Here is a 21,101-nt window from a genome sequence, read left to right on the forward strand (position 1 = left end):
AAGGGTCACGGCAATACTGACCCCACCGAGCCCCCGCCAACGAGAGGAACACCATGAGGATCACCCGAGCGCTGCGAGCCGGGATCGGCCTGGTCGCAGTCGCCGTCGTTGCCACCGCCTGCGGAGGCGACGAGACCAAGAGCGCCAGCGAGAGCGCCGAGTCCGGCACGCTGACCGTCGGCATCAAGTTCGACCAGCCCGGCCTCGGCCTGCGCAACCCGGACGGCACGTTCAGCGGCTTCGACGTCGCCGTCGCCACCTACGTCGCAGAGAAGCTGGGCGTTCCGGAGTCCGGGATCACGTTCAAGGAGTCGCCGTCCGCGCAGCGCGAGACGCTGATCCAGAACGGTGAGGTCGACTACGTCGTCGCGACGTACTCGATCACCGACGCGCGCAAGGAGAAGGTCGACTTCGCCGGCCCGTACCTGACGACGGGGCAGTCGCTGCTGGTGCGGTCCGACAACACGGACATCACCGGGCCGGAATCCCTCAACGGGGGCAAGAAACTGTGCTCGGTGACCGGTTCGACGCCGGCGCAGAAGGTCAAGGACACGTACGCGAACGACGTCCAGCTTCAGGAGTTCGACACCTACTCCGCCTGTGTCGAGGCGCTGCGCAACGGTGCGGTGGACGCGGTCACCACCGACGCCGTCATCCTCGCCGGTTACGCCTCGCAGTACCCGGGTGAGATGAAGGTCGTCGGCGAGCCGTTCACGGTCGAGAACTACGGCATCGGACTCGCCAAGGGCGACGACGAGACCCGCGCCAAGATCAACGACGCGATCGAGGCAATGATCGCGGACGGGTCGTGGCAGGCCGCCCTCGAGGAGAACGTCGGACCGTCCGGGTACCAGATCCCGGCACCGCCGACTGTCGATCGCTACTAGGCGCGCTTCGCGCGCGTGAGTGATTGTCACCCCGGTCGGGGTGACAATCACTCACGGCGGCCGAGCCGCAGGAGGATTCCGTGGACCTGATCAACGAGTACGGGGACCAACTGATCTCCGCGTTCTGGACGACGATCCAGCTGACCGCACTGTCGGCGATCGGTGCGCTCGTCATCGGCACCGTGCTGGCCGGTATGCGCGTCTCCCCCGTGCCTGTCGCGCGGTGGCTCGGCGCGGCCTACGTGACGATCTTCCGGAACACTCCCCTGACGTTGATCATCATCTTCTGCTCGTTCGGTCTCTACCAGACGATGGGTGTCCACCTGGCTCCCGAAGACTCACCGACATTCCTGGTGGACAACAACTTCCGGCTCGCCGTCCTCGGCCTCAGCGTGTACACGGCGGCATTCGTGTGCGAGTCCCTGCGGTCCGGAATCAACACGGTGCACGTCGGGCAGGCGGAGGCCGGCCGCTCGCTGGGCCTGACCTTCGGCCAGAACCTTCGACTCATCGTGCTGCCACAAGCCTTCCGCGCGGTGATCGCCCCGCTCGGCAGCGTCCTGATCGCCCTCACCAAGAACACCACCATCGCCTCGGTGATCGGCGTGGCGGAGGCGTCATTGCTGATGAAGACGATGATCGAGAACGAGGCCGCCATCTTCGCGATCGGCGGGATCTTCGCACTCGGCTTCGTGATCCTGACCCTGCCTATGGGCCTGCTCTTCGGCTATCTCGGCAAGCGGATGGAGGTCGCCCGATGAGCGCCGAGGCAACAGTCCTCTACGACGCCCCCGGCCCCCGAGCCCGAGCGATCTACCGCGTCGCCTCCGTCGCCGTCGCACTGCTCCTCCTCGCCGTCGGCTACCTGGTGTTCCAGGCACTCGACGACAAGGGCCAGCTGACCGCAGCGAAGTGGGATCCGTTCCTGGAGTCCACCTCGTGGACGACCTACCTGATTCCCGGCATTCGCGGCACCCTCGTCGCGGCCGCGATCTCGATCGTCCTCGCACTGATCCTGGGCGGACTGCTCGGCATCGGCCGTCTGTCCGATCACCGCGCCATCCGGATGGTGTCGGGTTTCGTCGTCGAACTGTTCCGCGCGATCCCGGTGCTGATCCTGATGATCTTCACCTACCAGGTGTACGCCGAGTACCAGGTGTTCAAGTCGGCCTACCTCGCCCTGGCGGCGGTGGTGACGGGTCTGACGCTGTACAACGGTTCGGTGATCGCCGAGATCGTCCGCGCGGGCATCCTGTCGCTCCCGAAGGGCCAGACCGAGGCCGCGCAGGCGTTGGGTCTGCGCAAGAGCCAGGTCATGTTCACGATCCTGCTGCCACAGGCCGTCACGGCGATGCTGCCCGCGATCATCTCCCAGATGGTGGTGGCGCTGAAGGACTCGGCGCTCGGCTACGTCATCGGCTACGTCGAAGTGGTGCGCTCGGGCCAACAACTCGGCGCGTTCTACGGCAACTACCTACCCGCCCTGCTCGTCGTCGCGGCGATCATGATCGTTCTGAACTCCTCGCTGTCCGCGCTCGCCACCTACGTCGAGAAGCGATTGCGCAGTGGACGGAAGGGGCGCGCCGTACCGACCGTGCCTGCGGTGCCGCCGGCAGCGCCGGGTATGGATCTGACCGCAGGTGCATGACCCGCACGTGACGGTGCACACCGGTGCGCCCCGCTGGTGGCGTGCGACGACCGGGATCGCCGTTCCGTGCCTCGTTGCCGCCACCTGTGGGGTGATGCTCTGGTCGTCCGCGGCCCCGGTCGTGGACTTCGTGTACTTCATGCTCGCCGGGTGGGCACTGGTGCTGCTCGGCATTGCCTGGCTCGTTCTCGTGGTGATCGGGTGGTTCCGCTATCGCACCGTGCGACGAACGCTGCTCGCGCCCGCGGTCGTCGCACCCGCGCTCGTCCTGGTCACCGCGGTGCTGGTCGTGGTGCAGGCACCGTTCCGACTCGGATTCCTGGTGTCGAAACCCGCGCTGGCCGACGCCGCGGCCGAATGCACCTTCTCCCTCGAGCACCGTCGAATCGGCGTCTACTCGGTGCGGTCGACACGGGAACTCGACGGCGGATGCCTGTTCTTCACACAGGGTGGACTCATCGACTCCGTCGGTATCGCGTACCTACCGGAAGGCGCGCCACATCTCGGTGCACCCCGCCGTGACGGGGACATCGGATACGACCACATCGGCGGCGACTGGTACCGATTCGTGGAGCGGTTCTGAGCGCGACTGCTCAGTCGAGAAGTTCGTCGATCTCCGAGCCCGCTTGAGCGAGTTCGGTTTTCACGACGTCGAACGACATGCCCTGCGGGTAGCCGCGGCGGGCGAGCATCGACACCAGGCGGCGCACGAGGCGGTCCCGCTCGCTGCTCCGCCCACCCGGGCCGTCGACCTCGAAGTCCAGTGACGCGGTCCTGAGCTTGCGCCGCACCAACTCGGTGGCGCGGGCACGCTCGTCGTCACTGTCGATCTCGTCCAACGCAGTGGCCGCCACCTCCGGCGCGACACCCTTGGTGCGCAACTCCATTGCCAGCGCGCGTTTACCCTTGCCGGAATACGTGTGCCGCGAGTGGACCCACTGCGAGGCGAACGCGGCGTCGTCGACCAGCTTCACCTCGGCGAGGCGATCCAGGACCCGGACGATCACATCGGGGGCGAACCCCTTGTCCGTCAGCTTCTTCGACAGTTCCGCGCGACTGCGTGCGCGGTCCGTCAGGAGGCGCAGGCACAGGTCCTTGGCCTGCGCCTCCTGCTCGGCCGGAGCGAGGGAACCGACGTCGACGCCACGCCGCGGCTCGCGGCGGCGCTGCTCACCTCCGTCATCGACGCGGCGACGCGCCGGCCGGGAACGGTCGTCCGGTTCCATGCCGAGACCTAGAAGTCGACGGGCTCGTCGTCGGTGCCCTCGACGGTCACGTCGGCACCGATGCCCAGCTTCTCCTTGATCTTCTTCTCGATCTCGTCGCGAATGTCGGTGTTCTCCAGCAGGAACTTACGGGCGTTCTCCTTGCCCTGTCCCAGCTGGTCGCCCTCGTAGGTGAACCAGGAACCCGACTTGCGGATGAACCCGTGCTCGACACCCATGTCGATGAGCGAGCCCTCCTTCGAGATGCCCTGCCCGTAGAGGATGTCGAACTCGGCCTGCTTGAACGGCGGGGACACCTTGTTCTTGACGACCTTGACGCGCGTGCGGTTGCCGACCGCGTCGCCGCCGTCCTTCAGGGTCTCGATACGCCGCACGTCCAGGCGCACCGAAGAATAGAACTTGAGCGCCTTACCGCCGGTGGTGGTCTCCGGCGAACCGAACATCACGCCGATCTTCTCGCGCAGCTGGTTGATGAAGATGGCGGTGGTGCCCGAGTTGTTCAGGGCGCCCGTCATCTTGCGGAGCGCCTGGCTCATCAACCGGGCCTGCAGGCCGACGTGACTGTCGCCCATCTCGCCCTCGATCTCCGCACGCGGCACGAGCGCGGCGACGGAGTCGATGACGATGATGTCGAGCGCGCCGGAGCGGATCAGCATGTCGGCGATCTCGAGCGCCTGCTCACCGGTGTCGGGCTGGGAGACGAGGAGAGCATCGGTGTCGACACCGAGCTTGCGCGCGTACTCCGGATCGAGTGCGTGCTCGGCGTCGATGAACGCGGCGATGCCGCCTGCCGCCTGTGCGTTCGCGACGGCGTGCAGTGCGACCGTCGTCTTACCCGAGGACTCCGGGCCGTAGATCTCGACGACGCGGCCGCGCGGCAGACCGCCGATACCGAGTGCCACGTCGAGCGCGATGGAACCGGTGGGGATCACCGAAATGGGCTGGCGAGCCTCCTCACCGAGACGCATCACGGAACCCTTGCCGAAGTTCTTGTCGATCTGCGCCAGTGCGAGCTCGAGCGCCTTGTCGCGATCGTGTGCCTGCGGTGCCATCGGTTCTCCTTAGTCAGCTGCTCGTGTCGAGTGACTCGCGAATCGAGCGGGTCTCACGGTGTTGTCGTCACCGTAGAGGGGGGCACCGACAAACTTTGCCGACGCGCTGGACGGGTACCCCCACAGCATAAGCGAACACCTGTTCGAGTCAATCGAGCGGGGCGGCGTGTCGGACACCGGAACGCCTGGTCCGCACCCCTTCCGCGCCGACTACCAGCGGGATCGCGGGACGTCGAAATCGGCGCACAGCGCCCGCCACACCTCGCGGGGCTCGTAGCCGGCCTCGATCGCCTGGGCAGCAGTCTTGCCGCCCAGGCTCAGCAGTACGTGGTCCACGAGCAAGGAGTCGCCGTAGAGCCGGCCGAACTCGCCGTGTACCAGTTCGTTGAACTCGGTCAGTCGCACACGGCCACGGTAGTCGGGGCGACGGCGGCGCCGTCAATCCGACGACGGCGGTGCCGTCAATCCGACGACGGCGGTGCCGTCAGTTCGCTCGACGGCGGTGCCGTCGGTTCCAGTTCTGGCGCTCAGGACAGCGCGGCTGCGGCCACGCCCCGGCACACCGTCACGGGGTCCTCGACGTCCGGGGCGGTCTGTGCCGCGCGCTGCGCCGCCTGCGCGAAGGACGGGTCACCGAGCACCTGTCGCACCGCGTCACGCAGCGCGTCCCGGCTCAGCGGCCGCACGACCACCGCGCTGCCCTGCCGGGCCGCCCGGTTGGCCAGTTCCCACTGGTCACCACCGCCGGGCACCGCGACCACGGGGACACCGGCCAGGAGCGCCTTCGCGAGCATTCCGTGCCCTGCGCCGCACACGACGACCGACGCCGAGGCGAGCAGCGCGTCCTGGCGTCCCAGTCCGGCCCGCGCCCACGACGGCAGGTCGGCGGGCGGTGTGTCGAGCATGGAGGCGACGACCCGGACGCCGGCTCCGTCGAGTGCCGACAGCGCGGTCTCGAGCATGCCTTCGGCTCCGGTGTGCGCGGTGGACGGCGCGATCATCACCAGCGGTTCGTCACCCGGCGGCACGTCGAGGAGGTCGGTGGTCGGTTCCCACAGCAGCGGCCCGACGACGTGCGCGTTCTCGGGCCAGTCGGGGCGGGGCACCTCGAGTGCGGGCAGCGTCGCGATCAGCCGGGCGGCCGGGCCGGGGTCCAGCGCGGGCAGGCCGACTCCGACCCGCGCTTCGGACCGTTGCCGCAGTCCCTGCTTGATCGACCGGCCGGTTGCCGCGCGCATCATGGAGTCACGCAGCCTGCCGCGCACGCCCTCACCCGGCGCGAGGCCACTGCCGATCGGCGGGAGACCCACCGACGGCGAGTACAGCGGATGCGGGGACAGTTCCACCCAGGGGACGTCGAGACGTTCCGCGGCCATGCCGCCGCCTGCGGTCAGGATGTCGGAAACCACCAGTTCGGGCAGCATCGCGCTCAGGTCGGGCAGGATCTCGGTCGAGATGTAGGCGGCGCGGGAGTGGATTCGTGCGCCCGCGTCGAGGTCGTCGTCCTCCGGCCGGGGGGCGAGGCCCTTCAGCTTCCGGACGGAGATCCCCGCCTCGCGCGCCGGGTCGAGCCATCGGTCGCCGGTGAACAACACCGGATCATCGCCCGCGGCAGCGAGTTTCAGGCACAGGGCGATGGCGGGGATGGCATGGCCGGGATCCGGTCCGGCGACAACGGCAACGCGCATCCGACCAGCGTGCCACACCCGCCGATCAGCCGGACACGAGCGGCCCGAGTGTGCGTCCGGCCAGTTCGACGATCCCGGGCTGGTGCCCGTTGGTGACGAGGTTGATCACGACTCCGTCCACACCCTGGTCGAGGACGCGGCGCTGGATCTGCTCGGCGACGTCGTCCGGGGTCCCGACGAACTGACGGTCGGTGGCGGCGGCTCGGGCGTCGTCCGAGAGCACATCGAGATCGATGCCGCGCGAGAGCAGGAACTCGCGCTGCGACTGCCTGGCCCGGTCGCCGTCTTCGTCGAGCATCACGAATGCCAGGAAGCTGGTGTCGATGGTCGATCGGTCGCGGCCGGCTTCCTCGCAGCGCTGAGCGAGGGCATCGAGTTTGCGTGGCAGTTCCGACGCGTTGCAGATGATGTTGAGATGGTCGGCGTACCGCGCGGCGTAGCCGAACGTCTTGCGTTCCCCGCCGCCTCCGATCAGGACCGGAAGGGTATCGCGGATCCGAGGCTCGTTGATCGCGCCCTCCGTGCGATACCAGCGACCGTCGACCGTGGGCCGCTGCCCGCGGAGCATCGGCACGATGATCTCGAGCGCCTCGCCGAGCCGGTCGAATCGATCGGTGAAGGTACCGAACTCGAATCCGAGTTGCCGATGCTCGAGTTCGAACCAGCCCGCACCGATCCCGAGCACGGCGCGACCCCCGCTGACGACGTCGAGGGTGGTGACGGTCTTCGCGAGCATCGCCGGGTTGCGGTACGTGTTGCCGGTGACGAGTGCCGACAGCGCGATGTCGGTGGTGGCCATCGCCAGCGCGGACAGCGTGGTGTACGCCTCGAGCATCGGCTCGTCGGGTTCACCGATGCCGGGCAGTTGATAGAAGTGGTCCATCACGAACGCGGTGTCGAACCCCGCCGCCTCCGCCTCGCGGACCTGGGCGACGACGGTCGGGAACAGCTCCCGCACCGGGGTTCCGTACGTGAAGTTGGGGATCTGGTATCCGAGGCGAATGCTCATGTCGCCCAAAGGTACTCCCGCGCGCCCGACCGCACTTCCCGCGCCGCGACGTATGCGAGGAATGTCCGGTCAGAACTCCATACCGGCGTCCGCGCCCATCTGCATGGTGGTGTTCGCGCCGTCGAGACTCTCTCGGATGATGTCCGCATGCCCCGCGTGCTGCGCGGTCTCCCGCAGCACGTGCATGAGGATCTTGCGAGCACTCCACCATTCCCGCTCCGGAGCCCACGGCGCCGTCGGCAGGGGGACGGCCAGGTCGAGGTCGAGGTCCGCGAGCAGCGCGTCGGTCTCCATCGCAACGGTCGCGTAGCCCGCAGTCAGCGACTCGACGGTGTCGTCCTCGCCGACCGTCCACGACGCCATACCCTCCGCCATGTCGAACTGCGCGTTCTCGTCGCATTCACGGATGGTGCGCATCCAGTTGCGTTCGGTGAAGGACACGTGCTTGAGCAGCGCGATCAGCGTCAGTTCGCTCGCCGTGGTCCGGGACCGCGCGCCGACCTCGTCGAGTCCGCGGTACGCGATGAGGAACGTGCGACGCTGCTCGGCGAGCAGATCGAGGATGTCGGACTTCGCACTGCTGGAAGAAGCAGCGCCGTTGGAAGAACTTGCGACCATGATATGAACTCCCGAATGGGTCGGTGCAGCCTGGTGTACCGGACTCCCCCACACTACGACCGACCCCCGACAGGTTTCTCGTTCAGCCGAGCGCCTCCCGCGCCGCGTCGAGCGCGCGCTCGCGATCCTGAGGGACGAGTCCGATCCGGGTTCGCCGATCGAGCAGGTCGTCGACGTCGAGCGCACCCTCGTGCGTGACCGCGAAGGCGAGTTCGGCACGGGTGACGTCGATTCCGTCGGCCACCGCCACGAGCTCCCCCGACTTCGCGACCGCCGCGGATTCACCGCCGTAGCGGGCACGAAGCGACTGCGGCAGTCCGGCGGGCTCGGGACGGGTTCCTGCGCCGACGAGCGGCAGGTTGGTCGTGACGCACGGTCCCGAGGTGAGTCCGCCGACCCGGACTGCGGTGTCGACCGCATCCTGGGCCATCTTCCGGTAGGTGGTCAGTTTGCCTCCCACGACACTGATGACCCCCCGGTCCGACGTGAGTACCGCGTGATTGCGGGACAGGTCGGCGGTGGCGCCGTCGCCGGTGTCGAGAAGCGGGCGCAGGCCCGCGTAGGTGGCGAGGACGTCGGTGCGGGTCAGTTCGACACCGAGCGCGGTGTTGACGGTCGTCAACAGGAAGTCGATCTCCGACTCGGTGGCAACCGGGACGTCGGGAATCTCCCCGGGCGCCGCTTCGTCCGTCAGCCCCAGGTAGACGCGACCCAACTGCGCGGGCAGTGCGAACACGAAGCGGTTCGTCTCCCCCGGGATCGGGACGGTGAGCGCCGCCCGGGGATTGCCGAGCCGCTCCGCGTCCAGGACCAGGTGGGTACCGCGGCTCGGCTTGAGCGCGATGCTCGGGTCGACCTGCCCGGCCCACACGCCGGACGCGTTCACCACGGCGCGGGGCCGCACGGTGGTCTCCTCGCCCGTCAACTCGTCCCGCAGCCGCACGGAGTCTCCGGTCACGTCGTAGGCCCCGACCCTGGTGAGGATGCGCGCGCCGTGCCCGGCCGCGGTCCGCGCGATCGCGACTACGAGCCGCGCGTCGTCGATCAACTGTCCGTCGTACGCGAGCAGCCCCCCGCGCAGACCGTCGCGCCGCACGGCGGGTGCGAGGTCGATCGTTTCCGCGGCGCCGATCCGGCGAGATCGCGGCAGCACCGACGACGAGGTCCGCGCCGTCGCACGCAACGCGTCCCCTGCGAGGAAACCCGTTCGCACCAGAGCCTTTTCGAATCGTCCGACGGACGGCAGCAGCGGAACCAGCTGCGGTAGGGCGCGGATGAGGTGGGGCGCGGTTCGCGTCATGAGGATGCCGCGTTCGACGGCGCTCTCCCGGGCGATGCCGACGTTCCCGGTTGCGAGGTAGCGCAGACCGCCGTGCGCCAGTTTGGAACTCCACCGGCTGGTGCCGAACGCCAGATCACGGCGCTCGACGAGAACCGTCCGCAGGCCACGGGACGCGGCGTCGAGTGCCGCTCCGACTCCGGTGATACCGCCGCCGATCACCAGGACGTCGATCGGATCTCCGTCTCCGAGACCGGACAGTTCCCGGGCGCGGCGGGTGGCGTCGAGCGCGGTCGGGGCGTGGGGGTGCACGGTGAGCTCCTCGTGGGTCAGGCGGACGGGGTCAGGTAGGCGTCGACGGCGATGACGAACTCCACGAGGAGCGCCTCCGGCGCGACGAGTTCGGCGACCATTCCGGCGGACTGCACCGCGGACTGCATCATGAGCAGCACCGTTGCGCCGATCGCGACGGGGTCGCCGACGCGGATCGATCCGTCGGCCTGGCCCGCTTCGACAGCGGGCACCAGGTGGTCGAGGATCGCATGCTGGCTCGCACCGAGCCGGCCGACGATGTAGGTGACGAGGAGTTCGGGGTCCGATCGCAGGATCTTCTCGAACAGCGGGTGGGTGCGGACGGTCTCCGACATTCCCGCGACCACCGCAACCAACTGGGCGCGGGCACTGCCTCCGCCGGACGGCTGCGGCATCGCCGTACCGATCTCCCGGGTGAGGAGGTCGGCGACGATCGCCCCGGTATCGGGCCAGCGCCGATACACCGTCGGCCTGCTGACTCCGGCCCGACGCGCGATCTCGGCGAGGGTGGTGCGCCGCACACCGAACTCGACGACACAGGTGCGCGCCGCGTCGAGGATCTGGTCGTCGACGCTGCGCGCGGAGCTCTGCGCCCCGGAGGATTCTTCGTTACGGATAGACATCGTGTGTAAGACTGTAACGCATGGAGACCACCGGATCACCCGAACGGCCGGCCACTGCGGCCCCGACCATGGAGTGGGACGCCTGGGGGCTCGGCGAGCACCGCAAGCAGCTCTCACCCCAGATTCTCGGCCTGCTGCGGGCCGCGCTCGGCGTCGACGCCGAGCAGGCCCTGCCGCCCAGCGAATCGGACGTCACCCTGCGCCCGAGCGCCCTGACCGACGCACACCGCGACGCCCTGGCATGGCTGCTCGGCGCGGAGAACGTCCACACGGACGACGCCACCCGCCTGCGCCGCGCCGGCGGAAAGTCGACCCCGGACCTGTTGCGCCGCAAGGCAACCGAACCGCAGGACGCACCGGACGCCGTTGTCATGCCCGCTTCGCACGACGAGGTCCTGGCGCTGCTGGAGTGGTGTGCCCGCACCGGCGTCGCCGTGGTTCCGTTCGGCGGAGGCACCTCCGTCGTGGGCGGGCTCGATCCGGTCCGCGGCAGCTTCGACGCCGTACTCGCGCTGGACCTGCGCCGCTTGGACGCCCTGGTCGACCTGGACCCGGTGTCCGGAATCGCCGTGCTCGAGGCCGGACTGACCGGCCCCCAGGCCGAGGCGCTCCTCGGCGCCCACGGCTTCTCGATCGGCCACTTCCCGCAGAGCTTCCAGTTCGCCACGATCGGCGGATTCGCTGCCACCCGCTCGTCCGGGCAGGCATCCGCGGGCTACGGCCGCTTCGACGACATGGTCCAGCGACTGCGCGTCGCCACCCCGTCCGGTTCGCTGGACCTCGGACGCGGACCGGCCTCGGCTGCAGGTCCCGACCTCCGGGAACTGTTCGTCGGCTCGGAGGGCACGTTCGGCGTCATCACCGAGGTCGCGGTGCGCGTGCACCCGGTGCCCGAGACGACCGCGTACCGCGCATGGTCGTTCCCTGACTTCGAAACCGGCGCTGCCGCGCTTCGCACCGTCGTACAGACGGGCGCGGCACCGACAGTCATGCGACTGTCCGACGAGGCGGAAACCGGTCTCAACCTCGCGCTGGCCGGCGACATCGGCGGCGACAGCCCGGCCGCCGGCTGCCTGGCGATCACCACCGTCGAGGGCACTGCAGCACACGTCCGGGCGCGATCCGACGAGGCCAACGAGCTGCTCGCCGCGGCGGGCGGAACAGACCTCGGCGACGCGCCTGCGCTGGCCTGGGAGCACGGCCGCTTCGACGCTCCGTACCAGCGCGACGCCCTGCTCAACGCCGGGGCGATCGTCGAAACCCTCGAGACGGCCACCGAGTGGTCGAACCTGTCGGCGCTCCGCGGCGCCGTCACCGCTGCCCTGACCGAATCCCTTGCAGCACAGGGCACCCCGCCGCTCGTGATGTGCCACATCTCGCACACCTACGCCACCGGCGCCTCGCTGTACTTCACCGTCGTCTGCGCGCAAACGGGAGATCCGATGACCCAGTGGGCGGCGGCGAAGCAGGCCGCCGGTGACGCGATCGTCGCGACGGGCGGAACCATCACCCACCACCACGCCGTCGGACGCGACCACCGACCCTGGATGTCGGCGGAGATCGGGGACCTCGGAGCCTCGGTGCTGCGGTCGGTCAAGGACGCACTCGACCCGTCCGGAATCCTCAACCCTGGCAAGCTGATCCCATGAAATCGGTGACGGTGCTGACCAATCCCCACGCGGGCGGCGGACACCCCCGTGAGGTGGCCGCCGCTGCGACCGCGCGACTGCGCGATCGCAGACTCGAGGTCACCTCCATCGAGGGCACGACCGCGGACGATGCGCTGACCGTGGCCCGCGCCGCGGTCGCCGCGGGTACCGACGCTCTCGTCGCAGTCGGGGGCGACGGGCTGATCAACATCGCGTGGCAGGCCATCGCAGGAACCGGCGTTCCGCTGGGCATCATCCCCGGCGGCACCGGCAACGACCACGCGCGCCTCTTCCACGTCCCGGTCGACGACCCCGTCGCCGCCGCGGACGTCATCGCGGACGGCACCGTCGCGGACGTCGACCTCGGTCGGGTCACCCGCGGTGACGGCAGCACCCACTGGTTCGGCACCGTCCTGGCCAGTGGTTTCGACTCGCTCGTGACGGACCGGGCGAACCGGATGCAGTGGCCCCGCGGACCGATGCGATACAACCTCGCGATGATCGCGGAACTGGCGAGCCTGCGGTCGATCCCGTACCGCATCGTCCTCGACGACCGCACCCTCGAGATCGACGCGGCGATGGTGTCGCTGGGAAACGGCACCTCCTACGGCGGCGGCATGCTGATCGCACCCGGAGCCGAACTGACCGACGGCAAGCTCGACGTCGTGATCGTCTCGCCCGGTAGCCGCACCAAACTGGTGCGACTGTTCCCCACCGTCTACAAGGGCACACACGTCGACCTCGACGAGGTCCAGGTGTTCCGGTCGCGCACCGTGCGATTGGAGGCCGCAGGCATCGTCGCGTATGCGGACGGCGAACGGATCGCGCCGCTACCGATCGACGTCGAGGTGGTCCCGGGCGCCGGTCGGGTACTCATCGGAGCACCGGTGCGCTGACACCGGGACGCCGTCAGAACGTGTAGAGCTCGAATCCGACTGCACGTTCGGCGGCGAATCCGCCCTTCGGTCCGGTCGCCATCGCGATCTGGGCGGCGGCCTGTTCCGCGACCGGGGTGTCGGAGAGCGCGGTCAGGTAGCGCGCGTGCTCGGTGAGCGACGCGACGGCGGCGGCGACGCTGTCGGTGACGTCGACGGCGTGGGTGTACCCGATCATGACGTTCAGCGCGGCCAGCCGTACGCCGGTCCATCGCGGTTCGGGCAGGTCCGGGAAGATCCACTCGTTCGCGGCGTCCGAGACCGCGTCGAGTGCGGCCTGCCCGACCGCGCGGTGGTCGGCACTGTTGCGCAGTCCCGGCGCCCACGTCTCGCGGTGATTCATGGCGACGACCATCTCGGGCCGGTGCCGCCGAATCGCACCGGCGAGGGAGCGGCGCAGTTCCAGTCCGTACTCGAGGCGTCCGTCGGGGTGGCCGAGGAACTCCACTTCGTGCACTCCGACGATGGCTGCCGACCGCTGCTCCTCGGCCTCGCGAAGTGGGCCGCACTCGGTCGGCGCGAGGCCCTCGATACCCGCCTCCCCGCTCGTCGCGAGGACGTAGCGAATGTCCTTGCCCTGCGCGGTCCACCGCGCGACCGCGGCCGCGCACCCGTATTCGATGTCGTCCGGATGCGCGACGATCACGATGCCGCGATTCCAGTCCTCGGGTACGGGTTCCACGGTTGCGTGCTCCATGCCGTCAGCATGCCTGCCGTACTGCGACCGCGCGCGACGCGACACGCAGATCCAACACCCACACCGCGACCGAGACCACCGCAAGCGCCAACCCGAGCACGCAGACTCCGGCCCACCCGTACGTCGACCACGCCACCGATCCGAACGCGGAACCCGTTGCGCCGCCGATGAAATAGGACGTCATGTACACCGACGTCACACGGGATCGGGCATGCGGCGCCAGCTCGTAGATCACACTCTGGTTGCTCACGTGCACACACTGCAACGCCATGTCCGCGATCACCATCGCGGCGAGGAACGCGATCAGGAGGTGCCCACCGAGAGCGAACAGCCCCCACGACGCGCACAGCAACACCGTCCCGACGCCGGTCGTCGCCTGAACGAGGCCCCGGTCGGCGAGGCGCCCTGTCGCGTTGGCCATCACAGCGCCCGCAACGCCCGCAAGTCCGACCAGCCCGATCGCGACGTCGTCGAGGCCGAACGGCTCGCCCGCCAGCAGGAACGCCATCGACGCGAACACCACGCCCATCGACGCGAAGCTCACCGCACCGAGGACACTGCGGGTGCGCAGTCGCGGCTCGTCCCGGAGCAGCCGCCCCATCGACGCGAGAATTCCCCGGTACCCAAGCCCCAGATGCTCCCGCGAACTCGGCAGCGCACGCCACAATGCCGCCGCGACTACCACCATGACGACCGCCGAGACCCGGTACACGGTCTGCCAGCCGCCGAGCCCCGACAACAGACCCGCGACACTGCGCGCCAACAGGATGCCGACCAGCAGTCCGCTCATGACGGTCCCGACGGCGGTCGCGCGGCGTTCCGGTGCGGCAAGGGTCGCAGCGAACGGGACGAGCACCTGCGCGGCCACCGAGAACAGGCCGGCCATCGCCGTGCCGATCATCAGCCACCCGATCGACGGCGCGAACCCGCTGATCGCCTGACCGGTCGCGGCCAGCACCATCAGTCCGACGGCCAGGCGGCGCCGGTCCAGGAGGTCGCCGAGCGGCACCAGGAACAGCAGTCCGATGCCGTACGACACCTGCGCGACGGTGACCGTCACGGCTGCCGTGGACTGCCCCACTCCGAGCGCGTCGGCGATCGAGTCGAGCAGCGGCTGGTTGAAGTAGTTGCCACCCGCGCACAATCCCGTCGCGACGGCCATCAGCAGAAGCAGCGGCCGGGTGAGAACGGCATGAGGGGCGGTCACCCCTCCACTGTCCTCGCCGCAGGCGTCACCGGCTCACCGGGAACGTCACCGGCGTCACACTCGGGTGACGTCGTTGGAGTCGCTGTCCGAGAACGCCTTCACCAGGAGGTACACACCGAACACGACGGCGCTGATCGCGAGGATCCAGAACAGTCCCTTCACGAGGACCCCGACCAGGGCCAACGCGATCCAGACCAGCGCCACGATTCCGAGAATCTTCCAGAACACGACAACATCTCCGTTCCGTTCGGGCCGCCACCTGTTTGGTTGCCCGTGACCACAACACTGGCACGACCTGGCGGACAAATCACCAGCTCAGACGCAAGATCAGGGAAAGATCAGGGTGAACCCGGAGTATGCGGGGACCTCGCCCCGGGACGGTGGCCCACCAGCCCGTGACCTCGCTGTCCTATTCTCGCTGGGGGCCGGCCCACACTGAGCGCCGCGCCACCTCACGTCACCCGCACTAGGAGTACACCCGTGTCTGCCCGCCTCTCCGGGACCTCCCCGCTGACTTCCCGCGACCTCGCGCACATCGCCGTGTTCGCCGCCCTGATCATCGCCCTCGGGCTTCCGGGCACCATCAACATCGGCGGATCGGCCGTGCCGATCACCCTGCAGTCGCTCGGTGTGATCCTCGCCGGGGCGCTGCTCGGCCCACGCAAGGGCGTGCTCGCAGTCCTCACCGTCATCGTGCTCGGTCTCGCGCTGCCCGTCCTCGCGGGCGGACGCACCTCGCTCACGTCGCTCTCCGGCGCGACGGCCGGCTTCCTCATCGGCTGGATTCCCACGGTCGCGGTCATCGGCTGGCTGACCGTGAAGATGCTGCCGAACTACTCGGTGGTCAAGGGCACGTTGATCAACGTCCTCGGCGTCGTCGTCGTGCTGTACCTGTGCGGGACCGTCGGCATGCTGCTGCGCGGGCTGTCATTCGGAACGGCGATGAGCTCGAACCTGACGTACCTGCCGGGCGACCTCATCAAGGCAGTGCTCGCCGCCGTCGTCGCCGCCCAGGTACACCGCGCCTACCCGATGCTGCTGACCGACAGGGCGACGCGACGCACGCCCGCCGCGGAACCGGACGCCGCAGCCTAGTCATGGTCGCGATCCGGTTCGAGAACGTCCGCCACTCGTACGGCGAACGCAGCGTCCTCGGCGGCGTCGACCTGACGCTGACCGAGCGCCGGATCGGCGTCGTCGGCGCCAACGGCAGCGGCAAGTCGACGCTCGCCCGCACGATCAACGGCCTCGTCGTTCCCACGTCGGGCCACATCCGCGTCGACGGCCTCGACACCGCGAAGGACGGACGGGCGGTGCGCCGGAAGGTCGGGTTCGTGTTCACCGACCCCGACCACCAGATCATCATGCCGACGGTCGCCGAGGACATCGAGTTCTCGTTGCGGCGTAGCGGACTCGACGCGGACGGCCGCGCCGCACGCGTGCGGTCCGTGCTGGACCAGTTCGGCCTCGCCGGGCACGCCGACCACCCCACGCATCTGCTCTCGGGCGGACAGAAGCAGCTGCTGGCCCTGGCGGCGGTGATGGTCACCGACCCCGAGGTGATCGTCGCCGACGAGCCGACCACCTTGCTCGACCTGCGCAACGCTCGCCTCGTCGCGGACACGCTGCGTGGCCTCACCCAGCAGGTGGTGGTCGTCACGCATCACCTGGACCTGCTGGCGGACTTCGACCGGGTCCTCGTCGTCGACGGGGGCGTCGTGGTCGCCGACGGCGCACCGGCCGAATCCATCGCCCACTACATGAAGATCGCCGGATGACGATGCTCGGGCAGTATGTGCCGGGCTTCTCGCTCGTGCACCGGATGCCGCCGATCGCAAAGCTCGCGATCCTCGTCGTGGTGCTCCTGACCATGGCGATCGCGGTACGGGAGCCGTGGCATCTGGTGCCCGCCGCAGCGCTGACCGTCATCGCCTACGGGCTGTCCCGCATCGGTCCCCGCGCCGCCCTGAACCAGTTACGTCCGGCGGTGTGGATGCTGCTGTTCGTCGGTGCGTTCCAGTGGCTGTTCACGGGCTGGCAGCGCGCGCTCGTCGTATGCGGCGTGCTCGGACTGTCCGTCGCCTGGGCCGCGCTCGTGTCTCTCACGACGCGGGTACTCGACATGCTCGACGCGATCCACACCCTGCTCGGCCCGCTGCGCCCGTTCGGCGTCAACACGGACCGTGTCGGACTCGTCCTCGCCATGACCATCCGCTGCATTCCACTGATCAGCGGGCTGGTCGCCGACGTCACAGAGGCCCGCAAGGCCCGTGGCCTCGGGTTCTCGATCCGCGCACTGGCCGTCCCTGTCGTGATCGGTGCGCTGCGCACCGCCGACGCGATGGGCGAGGCTCTGGCCGCCCGCGGCGTCGACGACTGACCCCACAGAGTGAAGCAGGGCCCGGCCGGACGTCATCCGGGCGGGCCCTGCTTCGTGTCTGACCAGTGCTTCGTGTCCGGCCAGTGCGTTGGTGCTACTGAGCGGTCGGGTTCTCCGGCTTGGGGGTGGCCGCAGGGGTGGCCGGTGCGGCCGACGGGGCCGCTGCGCCGCCCGAGGGCAGTGCGTCACCCTTCATCGAGGCCCGGATCTGCTCCAGACGGCTGTGACCTGCCATCTGGACGCTCGCCTGCTGGACCTCCATCATGCGGCCCTGAACCGAGTTCTGCGCCAGCTCGGCCGAGCCGAGCGCGTTGGCGTAGCGACGCTCGATCTTGTCGCGGACAGCGTCGAGGCTCGGGGTGTTGCCGGGCGCGGACAGCGTCGCGTCCATCGACCGCAGCGAGTCGCTGACCTGCTCCTGCATCTTCGCCTGCTCGAGCTGGCTGAGCAGCTTGGTGCGCTCGGCCACCTTGGCCTGCAGCGTCATCGCGTTCTGCTCGACGGCCTTCTTCGCCTGAGCCGCGGCCTGCAGCGACTGGTCGTGCAGGACCTTCAGGTCCTCGACCGACTGCTCGGCGGTGACGAGCTGCGCCGCGAACGCCTCGGCTGCATTCGTGTACTGGATCGCCTTCTCGTTGTCCCCCGCAGTTGCAGCCTGGTCGGCGAGCGTGACGGCCTGACGGGCGTTGGCGTTGAGCTTCTCGATCTCGTCGAGCTGACGGCTCAGCTTCATCTCCAGCTGACGCTGGTTGCCGATGACCGATGCAGCCTGCTGCGACAGCGCCTGGTGCTGACGCTGCGCGTCCTCGATTGCCTGCTGAATCTGAACCTTCGGGTCCGCCTTCTCGTCGATCTTCGAGTTGAAGAGCGCCATCAGGTACTTCCAGCCCTTGACGAACGGGTTTGCCATTGGTTTGATCCTGCCTCCGTCTGAATGCCGCGCCAATCGCGACTCGATGCGCGACCGTCGCGCACCGACGTTGGGCAACTGCCCTCTGCCTGCTGCTCGCGTCCACCCCACGCGGTGGTCCGAGGTCGAATCTACAACGCTCCGCGCCCCCCGCGCCCACCTCGACGGCCGACAGGCAGCCAGGACGGATCGGACGTCACGCAGCGGCCAACGCGGCCGGCGGCGCCGGGATCACCATCAGGGTGTCCTCGTCGATCCGAGGAGCCGAGGACGCCGCCTCCAGGGACACCTGCGGGGTACCCGGAATGGTCGCGGACGACGCGCGGGACCGCGCACGGTCCTCCACGGAATCCGACAGCGTCTCGCTCACCTCGTACAGAACCGTCGACAGTGGGACCTCGAGGGCGTCACAAATGGCGGCGAGCAGCTCACTGGAGGCTTCCTTGCGGCCTCGCTCCACCTCGGACAGATACCCGAGGCTCACCCGCGCGGAACTCGACACCTCACGCAGTGTGCGACTCTGGGACACCCGCGTGCGCCGCAGACTGTCCCCGAGCGCTTCTCGCAACAACACGCTCATCTGGCACCTCCATCATGTGCACCCGATCCGGTCACGCTTCCCGTCTACCTTGGTTCAACGAGTCGACACGTCGAGTTGGTTCCCGACCCTATCCCGACGCGCCGGAACGCACGCGACCGAGGAGGTCCGACACCGCCGCGGCGACCGCTGCGCGGCGGATCTCCCAGCGACCCCCGGGCAACACTAGTTCGCGAACCCGGACGCCATCCGGCCCCGCAACCCCGAGAAACACGGTTCCGACGGGCGTGTCGTCCTGCGGGTCGGGTCCGGCGACCCCGGTCAGTCCGACACCCCAGTCGGCCCCGCATCGCGCCGCCGCACCCGTCGCGAGTTCGGCGGCCGTCGACGCCGCGACAGGTCCGTCGACGGCCAACGTGGCCTCGGCGACACCGGCGAGCCCGGCCTTGAGATCGGTCGCGTACACGATCAGGCCGCCGCGCAGGACGATGCTCGCGCCCGGCACCCCCGCAATCGTCGCGGCCAGCAGTCCCGCGGTCAGTGACTCCGCTGTCGCGACCGTCTGGCGGCTGCGCGTCAGTTCCTCCACCAGGGAGGCGACGTCGGTGCCGTCGACCAGCGGGTCGCTCACCGCGCCGCGTGATGGACGCCCGCGCGCAACCGGATCGACTGCACCACGTAGTCCAGCCCGGTGACGACGGTGAGGAACACCGCCACTCCCATCACGACCGCGGCCACGGTGGCCCACACGCCGGACAGCGGCAGCAGGTAGAGGCCGATGGCCAACGACTGCACCAATGTCTTCACCTTCCCACCGCGGCTGGCCGGGATCACGCCGTGTCGCAGGACCGCGAAGCGCAGGAGGGTGATTCCGATCTCGCGCGCGGCGATGATGCCGGTCACCCACCAGCTGAGGTCTCCCAGGATGGACAATCCGACAAGCGCTGCACCGATCAGCGCCTTGTCGGCGATGGGGTCGGCGAGCTTGCCGAAGTCGGTCACCAGCCCGTACTTGCGCGCCAACTGCCCGTCGATCCGGTCGGTGATGGCGGCGACCGCGAACACGACCGTTGCCGCGATCCGCCAGGGGGTCTCGTGTCCGTCGCCGACGAACAGCACGACCAGGAACACCGGGACCAGAAGGATTCTCAGAACCGTCAGCACGTTGGCGATGTTCAACACGGGCACCGGCCGCGCGGGTGCCGCGTCGGGCATGTCCTCCTCGGGCGCACCGAGCATCCCTCCCGCGAAACTCACACGCGTGCCCTTGTCGGGGCGGTCGGAGGCAGGTGGGGACGGCACACGGCTCAGAATATCGTTTGATGCCACGACTACTGTGCACCCCATGACCTCAGGCTCCGACAGCCCCGCCACGGACGCGCCCCGCGTGCGCCGCGCACGCACGTCCGACGTCACGGACATCAAGCGCCTGATCGACATCTACGCCGGCCGAATCCTCCTCGAGAAGAACCTCGTGACGCTCTACGAGGCTGTTCAGGAGTTCTGGGTCGCCGAGGTGGACGGGGAGATCGTCGGGTGCGGCGCCCTGCACGTCCTGTGGTCCGATCTCGGCGAGATCCGTACCGTCGCGGTCGATCCGAAGGTCAAAGGCCGCGGCGTAGGGCACCTGGTGGTGGGCCGGCTCGTCGAGGTCGCACGTGAACTCGAACTGGAACGAGTGTTCGTGCTCACGTTCGAGGTCGACTTCTTCGGCAGGCACGGCTTCGCCGAGATCGAAGGCACGCCGGTGACCGCCGAGGTGTACGCCGAGATGTGCCGCTCGTACGACACCGGCGTGGCCGAGTTCCTCGACCTGAGCTACGTCAAACCGAACACCCTCGGCAACACGCGGATGCTCCTCACGCTCTGAGCGTCAACACCGCCCGAGGCTTCGCCCGAGAGGCACACCGCCCGAGGCTCCGCCCGAGAGGCACACCGCCCGAGGCTCCGCCGAGAGTCGTCTGCCACACCCATCGAATGCCGGCATCCGCCGGCGAACAGAAAGAAAGCGAGCCCGACGTGCCCGTCATTGCCGTGGAGTACACCTACAGCTCCGCAACCGCCGCCGCCCGTGACGAAGTCCGTCCCGATCATCGGGCCTGGTTGTCCGGACTGGTCGACGCCGGGACCGTGCTGAGTACCGGTCCGTACGCAGACGGTAGCGGCGCCCTGATCCTGGTGTCCGCAGCCGACGAGAACGCCGCCCGTGCACTCTTCGAATCGGACCCGTTCGCGCGCGCCGGGCTGATCGACGGTGCCCGATTCACCGAATGGCGGCCGGTCATGGGCGCTTTCGTGGCGTCCTGACGTCGCGCCACCCCATCGGGAAGACACACGGCTATCTCGGTATCTCCGACGCTGGCGGGAACGAGCGCATAGAATCTACTGCCTGGTATCTATTCGATTCCATCCGGTTTGAGCTGAGGCAAGTGGAAGCGAGTGG

Annotated in this window: 26 protein-coding genes; 11 read left to right on the top strand and 15 right to left on the bottom strand. The window is 68.9% G+C overall.

All coding sequences use genetic code 11. The features are described from left to right. Window positions 1-53: 53 nt before the first annotated feature. The 4 genes from RHCRD62_RS18400 (at window position 54) to RHCRD62_RS18415 (ending at window position 3,118) form a co-directional block, all read left to right on the top strand. On the top strand, window positions 54-887 hold the full coding sequence (locus tag RHCRD62_RS18400; RefSeq protein WP_050066164.1) for a glutamate ABC transporter substrate-binding protein: 834 nt from the start codon (window positions 54-56) through the stop codon (window positions 885-887). A gap of 80 nt (window positions 888-967) precedes the next feature. Next, the gene (locus RHCRD62_RS18405; protein WP_050066165.1) at window positions 968-1,648 is read left to right on the top strand and encodes an amino acid ABC transporter permease; all 681 of its coding nucleotides are present in this window, start codon (window positions 968-970) and stop codon (window positions 1,646-1,648) included. Further along, window positions 1,645-2,535 (top strand): amino acid ABC transporter permease, encoded by an 891-nt coding sequence (locus RHCRD62_RS18410; RefSeq protein ID WP_050066166.1) that lies wholly within the window; start codon window positions 1,645-1,647, stop codon window positions 2,533-2,535. Before RHCRD62_RS18405 ends, RHCRD62_RS18410 begins: the two co-directional genes overlap by 4 nt. A 7-nt stretch (window positions 2,536-2,542) precedes the next feature. Continuing rightward, window positions 2,543-3,118 carry a hypothetical protein gene (locus RHCRD62_RS18415; protein ID WP_253277377.1) on the top strand — a complete coding sequence of 192 codons (576 nt, stop codon included), beginning with the start codon at window positions 2,543-2,545 and terminating at the stop codon, window positions 3,116-3,118. Window positions 3,119-3,128: 10 nt separating this feature from the next. Here RHCRD62_RS18415 and recX read toward each other — a convergent pair whose 3' ends face one another. From recX to RHCRD62_RS18455, 8 genes are all read right to left on the bottom strand, one after another. Further along, window positions 3,129-3,761 carry a recombination regulator RecX gene (gene recX, locus RHCRD62_RS18420; RefSeq protein ID WP_084734351.1) on the bottom strand — a complete coding sequence of 211 codons (633 nt, stop codon included), beginning with the start codon at window positions 3,759-3,761 and terminating at the stop codon, window positions 3,129-3,131. Between the two features lie 8 nt (window positions 3,762-3,769). After that, a complete protein-coding gene (recA, locus tag RHCRD62_RS18425) occupies window positions 3,770-4,813 on the bottom strand; it encodes a recombinase RecA (protein WP_050066167.1) in 1,044 nt (347 codons plus the stop codon). Between the two features lie 210 nt (window positions 4,814-5,023). After that, a complete protein-coding gene (locus RHCRD62_RS18430; protein WP_050066168.1) occupies window positions 5,024-5,218 on the bottom strand; it encodes a DUF3046 domain-containing protein in 195 nt (64 codons plus the stop codon). Between the two features lie 122 nt (window positions 5,219-5,340). Beyond that, a complete protein-coding gene (locus RHCRD62_RS18435; RefSeq protein WP_050066169.1) occupies window positions 5,341-6,501 on the bottom strand; it encodes a glycosyltransferase in 1,161 nt (386 codons plus the stop codon). 25 nt (window positions 6,502-6,526) lie between these two features. Further along, entirely contained in the window at window positions 6,527-7,510 is a 984-nt protein-coding gene (locus tag RHCRD62_RS18440; protein ID WP_050066170.1) for an LLM class F420-dependent oxidoreductase, read from the bottom strand. 69 nt (window positions 7,511-7,579) lie between these two features. Beyond that, window positions 7,580-8,128, bottom strand: a complete 549-nt coding sequence (locus RHCRD62_RS18445) for a DinB family protein (protein WP_050066171.1) — start codon at window positions 8,126-8,128, stop codon at window positions 7,580-7,582. 82 nt (window positions 8,129-8,210) lie between these two features. Next, window positions 8,211-9,719, bottom strand: a complete 1,509-nt coding sequence (locus tag RHCRD62_RS18450) for a glycerol-3-phosphate dehydrogenase/oxidase (protein WP_050066172.1) — start codon at window positions 9,717-9,719, stop codon at window positions 8,211-8,213. Between the two features lie 17 nt (window positions 9,720-9,736). Then, window positions 9,737-10,342, bottom strand: coding sequence for a TetR/AcrR family transcriptional regulator (locus RHCRD62_RS18455; protein WP_050066173.1), 606 nt, complete (start codon window positions 10,340-10,342; stop codon window positions 9,737-9,739). 20 nt (window positions 10,343-10,362) lie between these two features. On the opposite strand from RHCRD62_RS18455, the gene RHCRD62_RS18460 reads away from it, so the two are divergent. Both RHCRD62_RS18460 and RHCRD62_RS18465 read left to right on the top strand, forming a co-directional pair. After that, window positions 10,363-11,991: an FAD-binding oxidoreductase gene (locus tag RHCRD62_RS18460; RefSeq protein ID WP_050066174.1), complete on the top strand. Its 1,629-nt coding sequence runs from the start codon at window positions 10,363-10,365 to the stop codon at window positions 11,989-11,991. Beyond that, on the top strand, window positions 11,988-12,887 hold the full coding sequence (locus RHCRD62_RS18465; RefSeq protein WP_050066175.1) for a diacylglycerol kinase: 900 nt from the start codon (window positions 11,988-11,990) through the stop codon (window positions 12,885-12,887). The genes RHCRD62_RS18460 and RHCRD62_RS18465 overlap by 4 nt, the downstream gene beginning before the upstream one ends. Window positions 12,888-12,900: 13 nt before the next feature. Here RHCRD62_RS18465 and RHCRD62_RS18470 read toward each other — a convergent pair whose 3' ends face one another. The 3 genes from RHCRD62_RS18470 to RHCRD62_RS26095 all read right to left on the bottom strand — a co-directional run bounded on the left by RHCRD62_RS18470 (window position 12,901) and on the right by RHCRD62_RS26095 (window position 15,058). Further along, window positions 12,901-13,608 (bottom strand): PIG-L deacetylase family protein, encoded by a 708-nt coding sequence (locus RHCRD62_RS18470; RefSeq protein ID WP_050066285.1) that lies wholly within the window; start codon window positions 13,606-13,608, stop codon window positions 12,901-12,903. A gap of 19 nt (window positions 13,609-13,627) precedes the next feature. Continuing rightward, window positions 13,628-14,785: an MFS transporter gene (locus tag RHCRD62_RS18475; protein WP_050066286.1), complete on the bottom strand. Its 1,158-nt coding sequence runs from the start codon at window positions 14,783-14,785 to the stop codon at window positions 13,628-13,630. Between the two features lie 99 nt (window positions 14,786-14,884). Then, window positions 14,885-15,058, bottom strand: coding sequence for a hypothetical protein (locus RHCRD62_RS26095; protein ID WP_172671094.1), 174 nt, complete (start codon window positions 15,056-15,058; stop codon window positions 14,885-14,887). 252 nt (window positions 15,059-15,310) lie between these two features. Between RHCRD62_RS26095 and RHCRD62_RS18480 the strand changes: the two genes are divergently transcribed. Genes RHCRD62_RS18480 through RHCRD62_RS18490 form a run of 3 tightly spaced genes read left to right on the top strand, consistent with a single transcriptional unit; the run spans window position 15,311 to window position 17,210 of the window. Further along, a complete protein-coding gene (locus RHCRD62_RS18480) occupies window positions 15,311-15,925 on the top strand; it encodes a biotin transporter BioY (RefSeq protein WP_050066176.1) in 615 nt (204 codons plus the stop codon). Window positions 15,926-15,927: 2 nt separating this feature from the next. Further along, window positions 15,928-16,608: an energy-coupling factor ABC transporter ATP-binding protein gene (locus RHCRD62_RS18485; RefSeq protein WP_050066177.1), complete on the top strand. Its 681-nt coding sequence runs from the start codon at window positions 15,928-15,930 to the stop codon at window positions 16,606-16,608. Beyond that, window positions 16,605-17,210: an energy-coupling factor transporter transmembrane component T family protein gene (locus RHCRD62_RS18490; RefSeq protein WP_084734352.1), complete on the top strand. Its 606-nt coding sequence runs from the start codon at window positions 16,605-16,607 to the stop codon at window positions 17,208-17,210. The genes RHCRD62_RS18485 and RHCRD62_RS18490 overlap by 4 nt, the downstream gene beginning before the upstream one ends. 94 nt (window positions 17,211-17,304) lie before the next feature. On the opposite strand, the gene RHCRD62_RS18495 is transcribed toward RHCRD62_RS18490, so the two are convergent. The 4 genes from RHCRD62_RS18495 to pgsA all read right to left on the bottom strand — a co-directional run bounded on the left by RHCRD62_RS18495 (window position 17,305) and on the right by pgsA (window position 19,897). Beyond that, a complete protein-coding gene (locus RHCRD62_RS18495) occupies window positions 17,305-18,120 on the bottom strand; it encodes a PspA/IM30 family protein (RefSeq protein ID WP_050066178.1) in 816 nt (271 codons plus the stop codon). 196 nt (window positions 18,121-18,316) lie between these two features. Further along, the gene (locus RHCRD62_RS18500; RefSeq protein ID WP_050066179.1) at window positions 18,317-18,700 is read right to left on the bottom strand and encodes a helix-turn-helix domain-containing protein; all 384 of its coding nucleotides are present in this window, start codon (window positions 18,698-18,700) and stop codon (window positions 18,317-18,319) included. An 88-nt stretch (window positions 18,701-18,788) separates the two neighbouring features. Continuing rightward, window positions 18,789-19,289, bottom strand: coding sequence for a CinA family protein (locus RHCRD62_RS18505; RefSeq protein ID WP_050066180.1), 501 nt, complete (start codon window positions 19,287-19,289; stop codon window positions 18,789-18,791). Beyond that, entirely contained in the window at window positions 19,286-19,897 is a 612-nt protein-coding gene (pgsA, locus tag RHCRD62_RS18510) for a CDP-diacylglycerol--glycerol-3-phosphate 3-phosphatidyltransferase (protein WP_050066181.1), read from the bottom strand. Before pgsA ends, RHCRD62_RS18505 begins: the two co-directional genes overlap by 4 nt. Window positions 19,898-20,003: 106 nt before the next feature. Here pgsA and RHCRD62_RS18515 point away from each other — a divergent pair, with 106 nt between their 5' ends. Together RHCRD62_RS18515 and RHCRD62_RS18520 are read left to right on the top strand one after the other, a co-directional pair. After that, on the top strand, window positions 20,004-20,528 hold the full coding sequence (locus RHCRD62_RS18515) for an amino-acid N-acetyltransferase (protein ID WP_050066182.1): 525 nt from the start codon (window positions 20,004-20,006) through the stop codon (window positions 20,526-20,528). Window positions 20,529-20,677: 149 nt separating this feature from the next. After that, window positions 20,678-20,965, top strand: a complete 288-nt coding sequence (locus tag RHCRD62_RS18520) for a YciI family protein (RefSeq protein WP_050066288.1) — start codon at window positions 20,678-20,680, stop codon at window positions 20,963-20,965. Window positions 20,966-21,101 lie beyond the last annotated feature (136 nt).

This window comes from Rhodococcus sp. RD6.2, assembly GCF_001040705.1.
Taxonomy (GTDB): Bacteria; Actinomycetota; Actinomycetes; order Mycobacteriales; family Mycobacteriaceae; genus Rhodococcus_G.

Excerpts from the sequence above, each read along its gene's own strand:
- RHCRD62_RS18410 (WP_050066166.1), top strand. The coding sequence starts at position 1,645 with ATGAGCGCCGAGGCAACAGTCCTCTACGACGCCCCCGGCCCCCGAGCC.
- recX (WP_084734351.1), bottom strand. The coding sequence starts at position 3,761 with ATGGAACCGGACGACCGTTCCCGGCCGGCGCGTCGCCGCGTCGATGAC.
- RHCRD62_RS18445 (WP_050066171.1), bottom strand. The coding sequence starts at position 8,128 with ATGGTCGCAAGTTCTTCCAACGGCGCTGCTTCTTCCAGCAGTGCGAAG.
- RHCRD62_RS18515 (WP_050066182.1), top strand. The coding sequence starts at position 20,004 with ATGACCTCAGGCTCCGACAGCCCCGCCACGGACGCGCCCCGCGTGCGC.
- RHCRD62_RS18435 (WP_050066169.1), bottom strand. The coding sequence starts at position 6,501 with ATGCGCGTTGCCGTTGTCGCCGGACCGGATCCCGGCCATGCCATCCCC.
- RHCRD62_RS18460 (WP_050066174.1), top strand. The coding sequence starts at position 10,363 with ATGGAGACCACCGGATCACCCGAACGGCCGGCCACTGCGGCCCCGACC.
- pgsA (WP_050066181.1), bottom strand. The coding sequence starts at position 19,897 with ATGCTCGGTGCGCCCGAGGAGGACATGCCCGACGCGGCACCCGCGCGG.
- RHCRD62_RS18475 (WP_050066286.1), bottom strand. The coding sequence starts at position 14,785 with ATGGCCGTCGCGACGGGATTGTGCGCGGGTGGCAACTACTTCAACCAG.
- RHCRD62_RS18500 (WP_050066179.1), bottom strand. The coding sequence starts at position 18,700 with ATGAGCGTGTTGTTGCGAGAAGCGCTCGGGGACAGTCTGCGGCGCACG.
- RHCRD62_RS18490 (WP_084734352.1), top strand. The coding sequence starts at position 16,605 with ATGACGATGCTCGGGCAGTATGTGCCGGGCTTCTCGCTCGTGCACCGG.
- recA (WP_050066167.1), bottom strand. The coding sequence starts at position 4,813 with ATGGCACCGCAGGCACACGATCGCGACAAGGCGCTCGAGCTCGCACTG.
- RHCRD62_RS18495 (WP_050066178.1), bottom strand. The coding sequence starts at position 18,120 with ATGGCAAACCCGTTCGTCAAGGGCTGGAAGTACCTGATGGCGCTCTTC.
- RHCRD62_RS18485 (WP_050066177.1), top strand. The coding sequence starts at position 15,928 with ATGGTCGCGATCCGGTTCGAGAACGTCCGCCACTCGTACGGCGAACGC.
- RHCRD62_RS18400 (WP_050066164.1), top strand. The coding sequence starts at position 54 with ATGAGGATCACCCGAGCGCTGCGAGCCGGGATCGGCCTGGTCGCAGTC.
- RHCRD62_RS18465 (WP_050066175.1), top strand. The coding sequence starts at position 11,988 with ATGAAATCGGTGACGGTGCTGACCAATCCCCACGCGGGCGGCGGACAC.
- RHCRD62_RS18440 (WP_050066170.1), bottom strand. The coding sequence starts at position 7,510 with ATGAGCATTCGCCTCGGATACCAGATCCCCAACTTCACGTACGGAACC.
- RHCRD62_RS18455 (WP_050066173.1), bottom strand. The coding sequence starts at position 10,342 with ATGTCTATCCGTAACGAAGAATCCTCCGGGGCGCAGAGCTCCGCGCGC.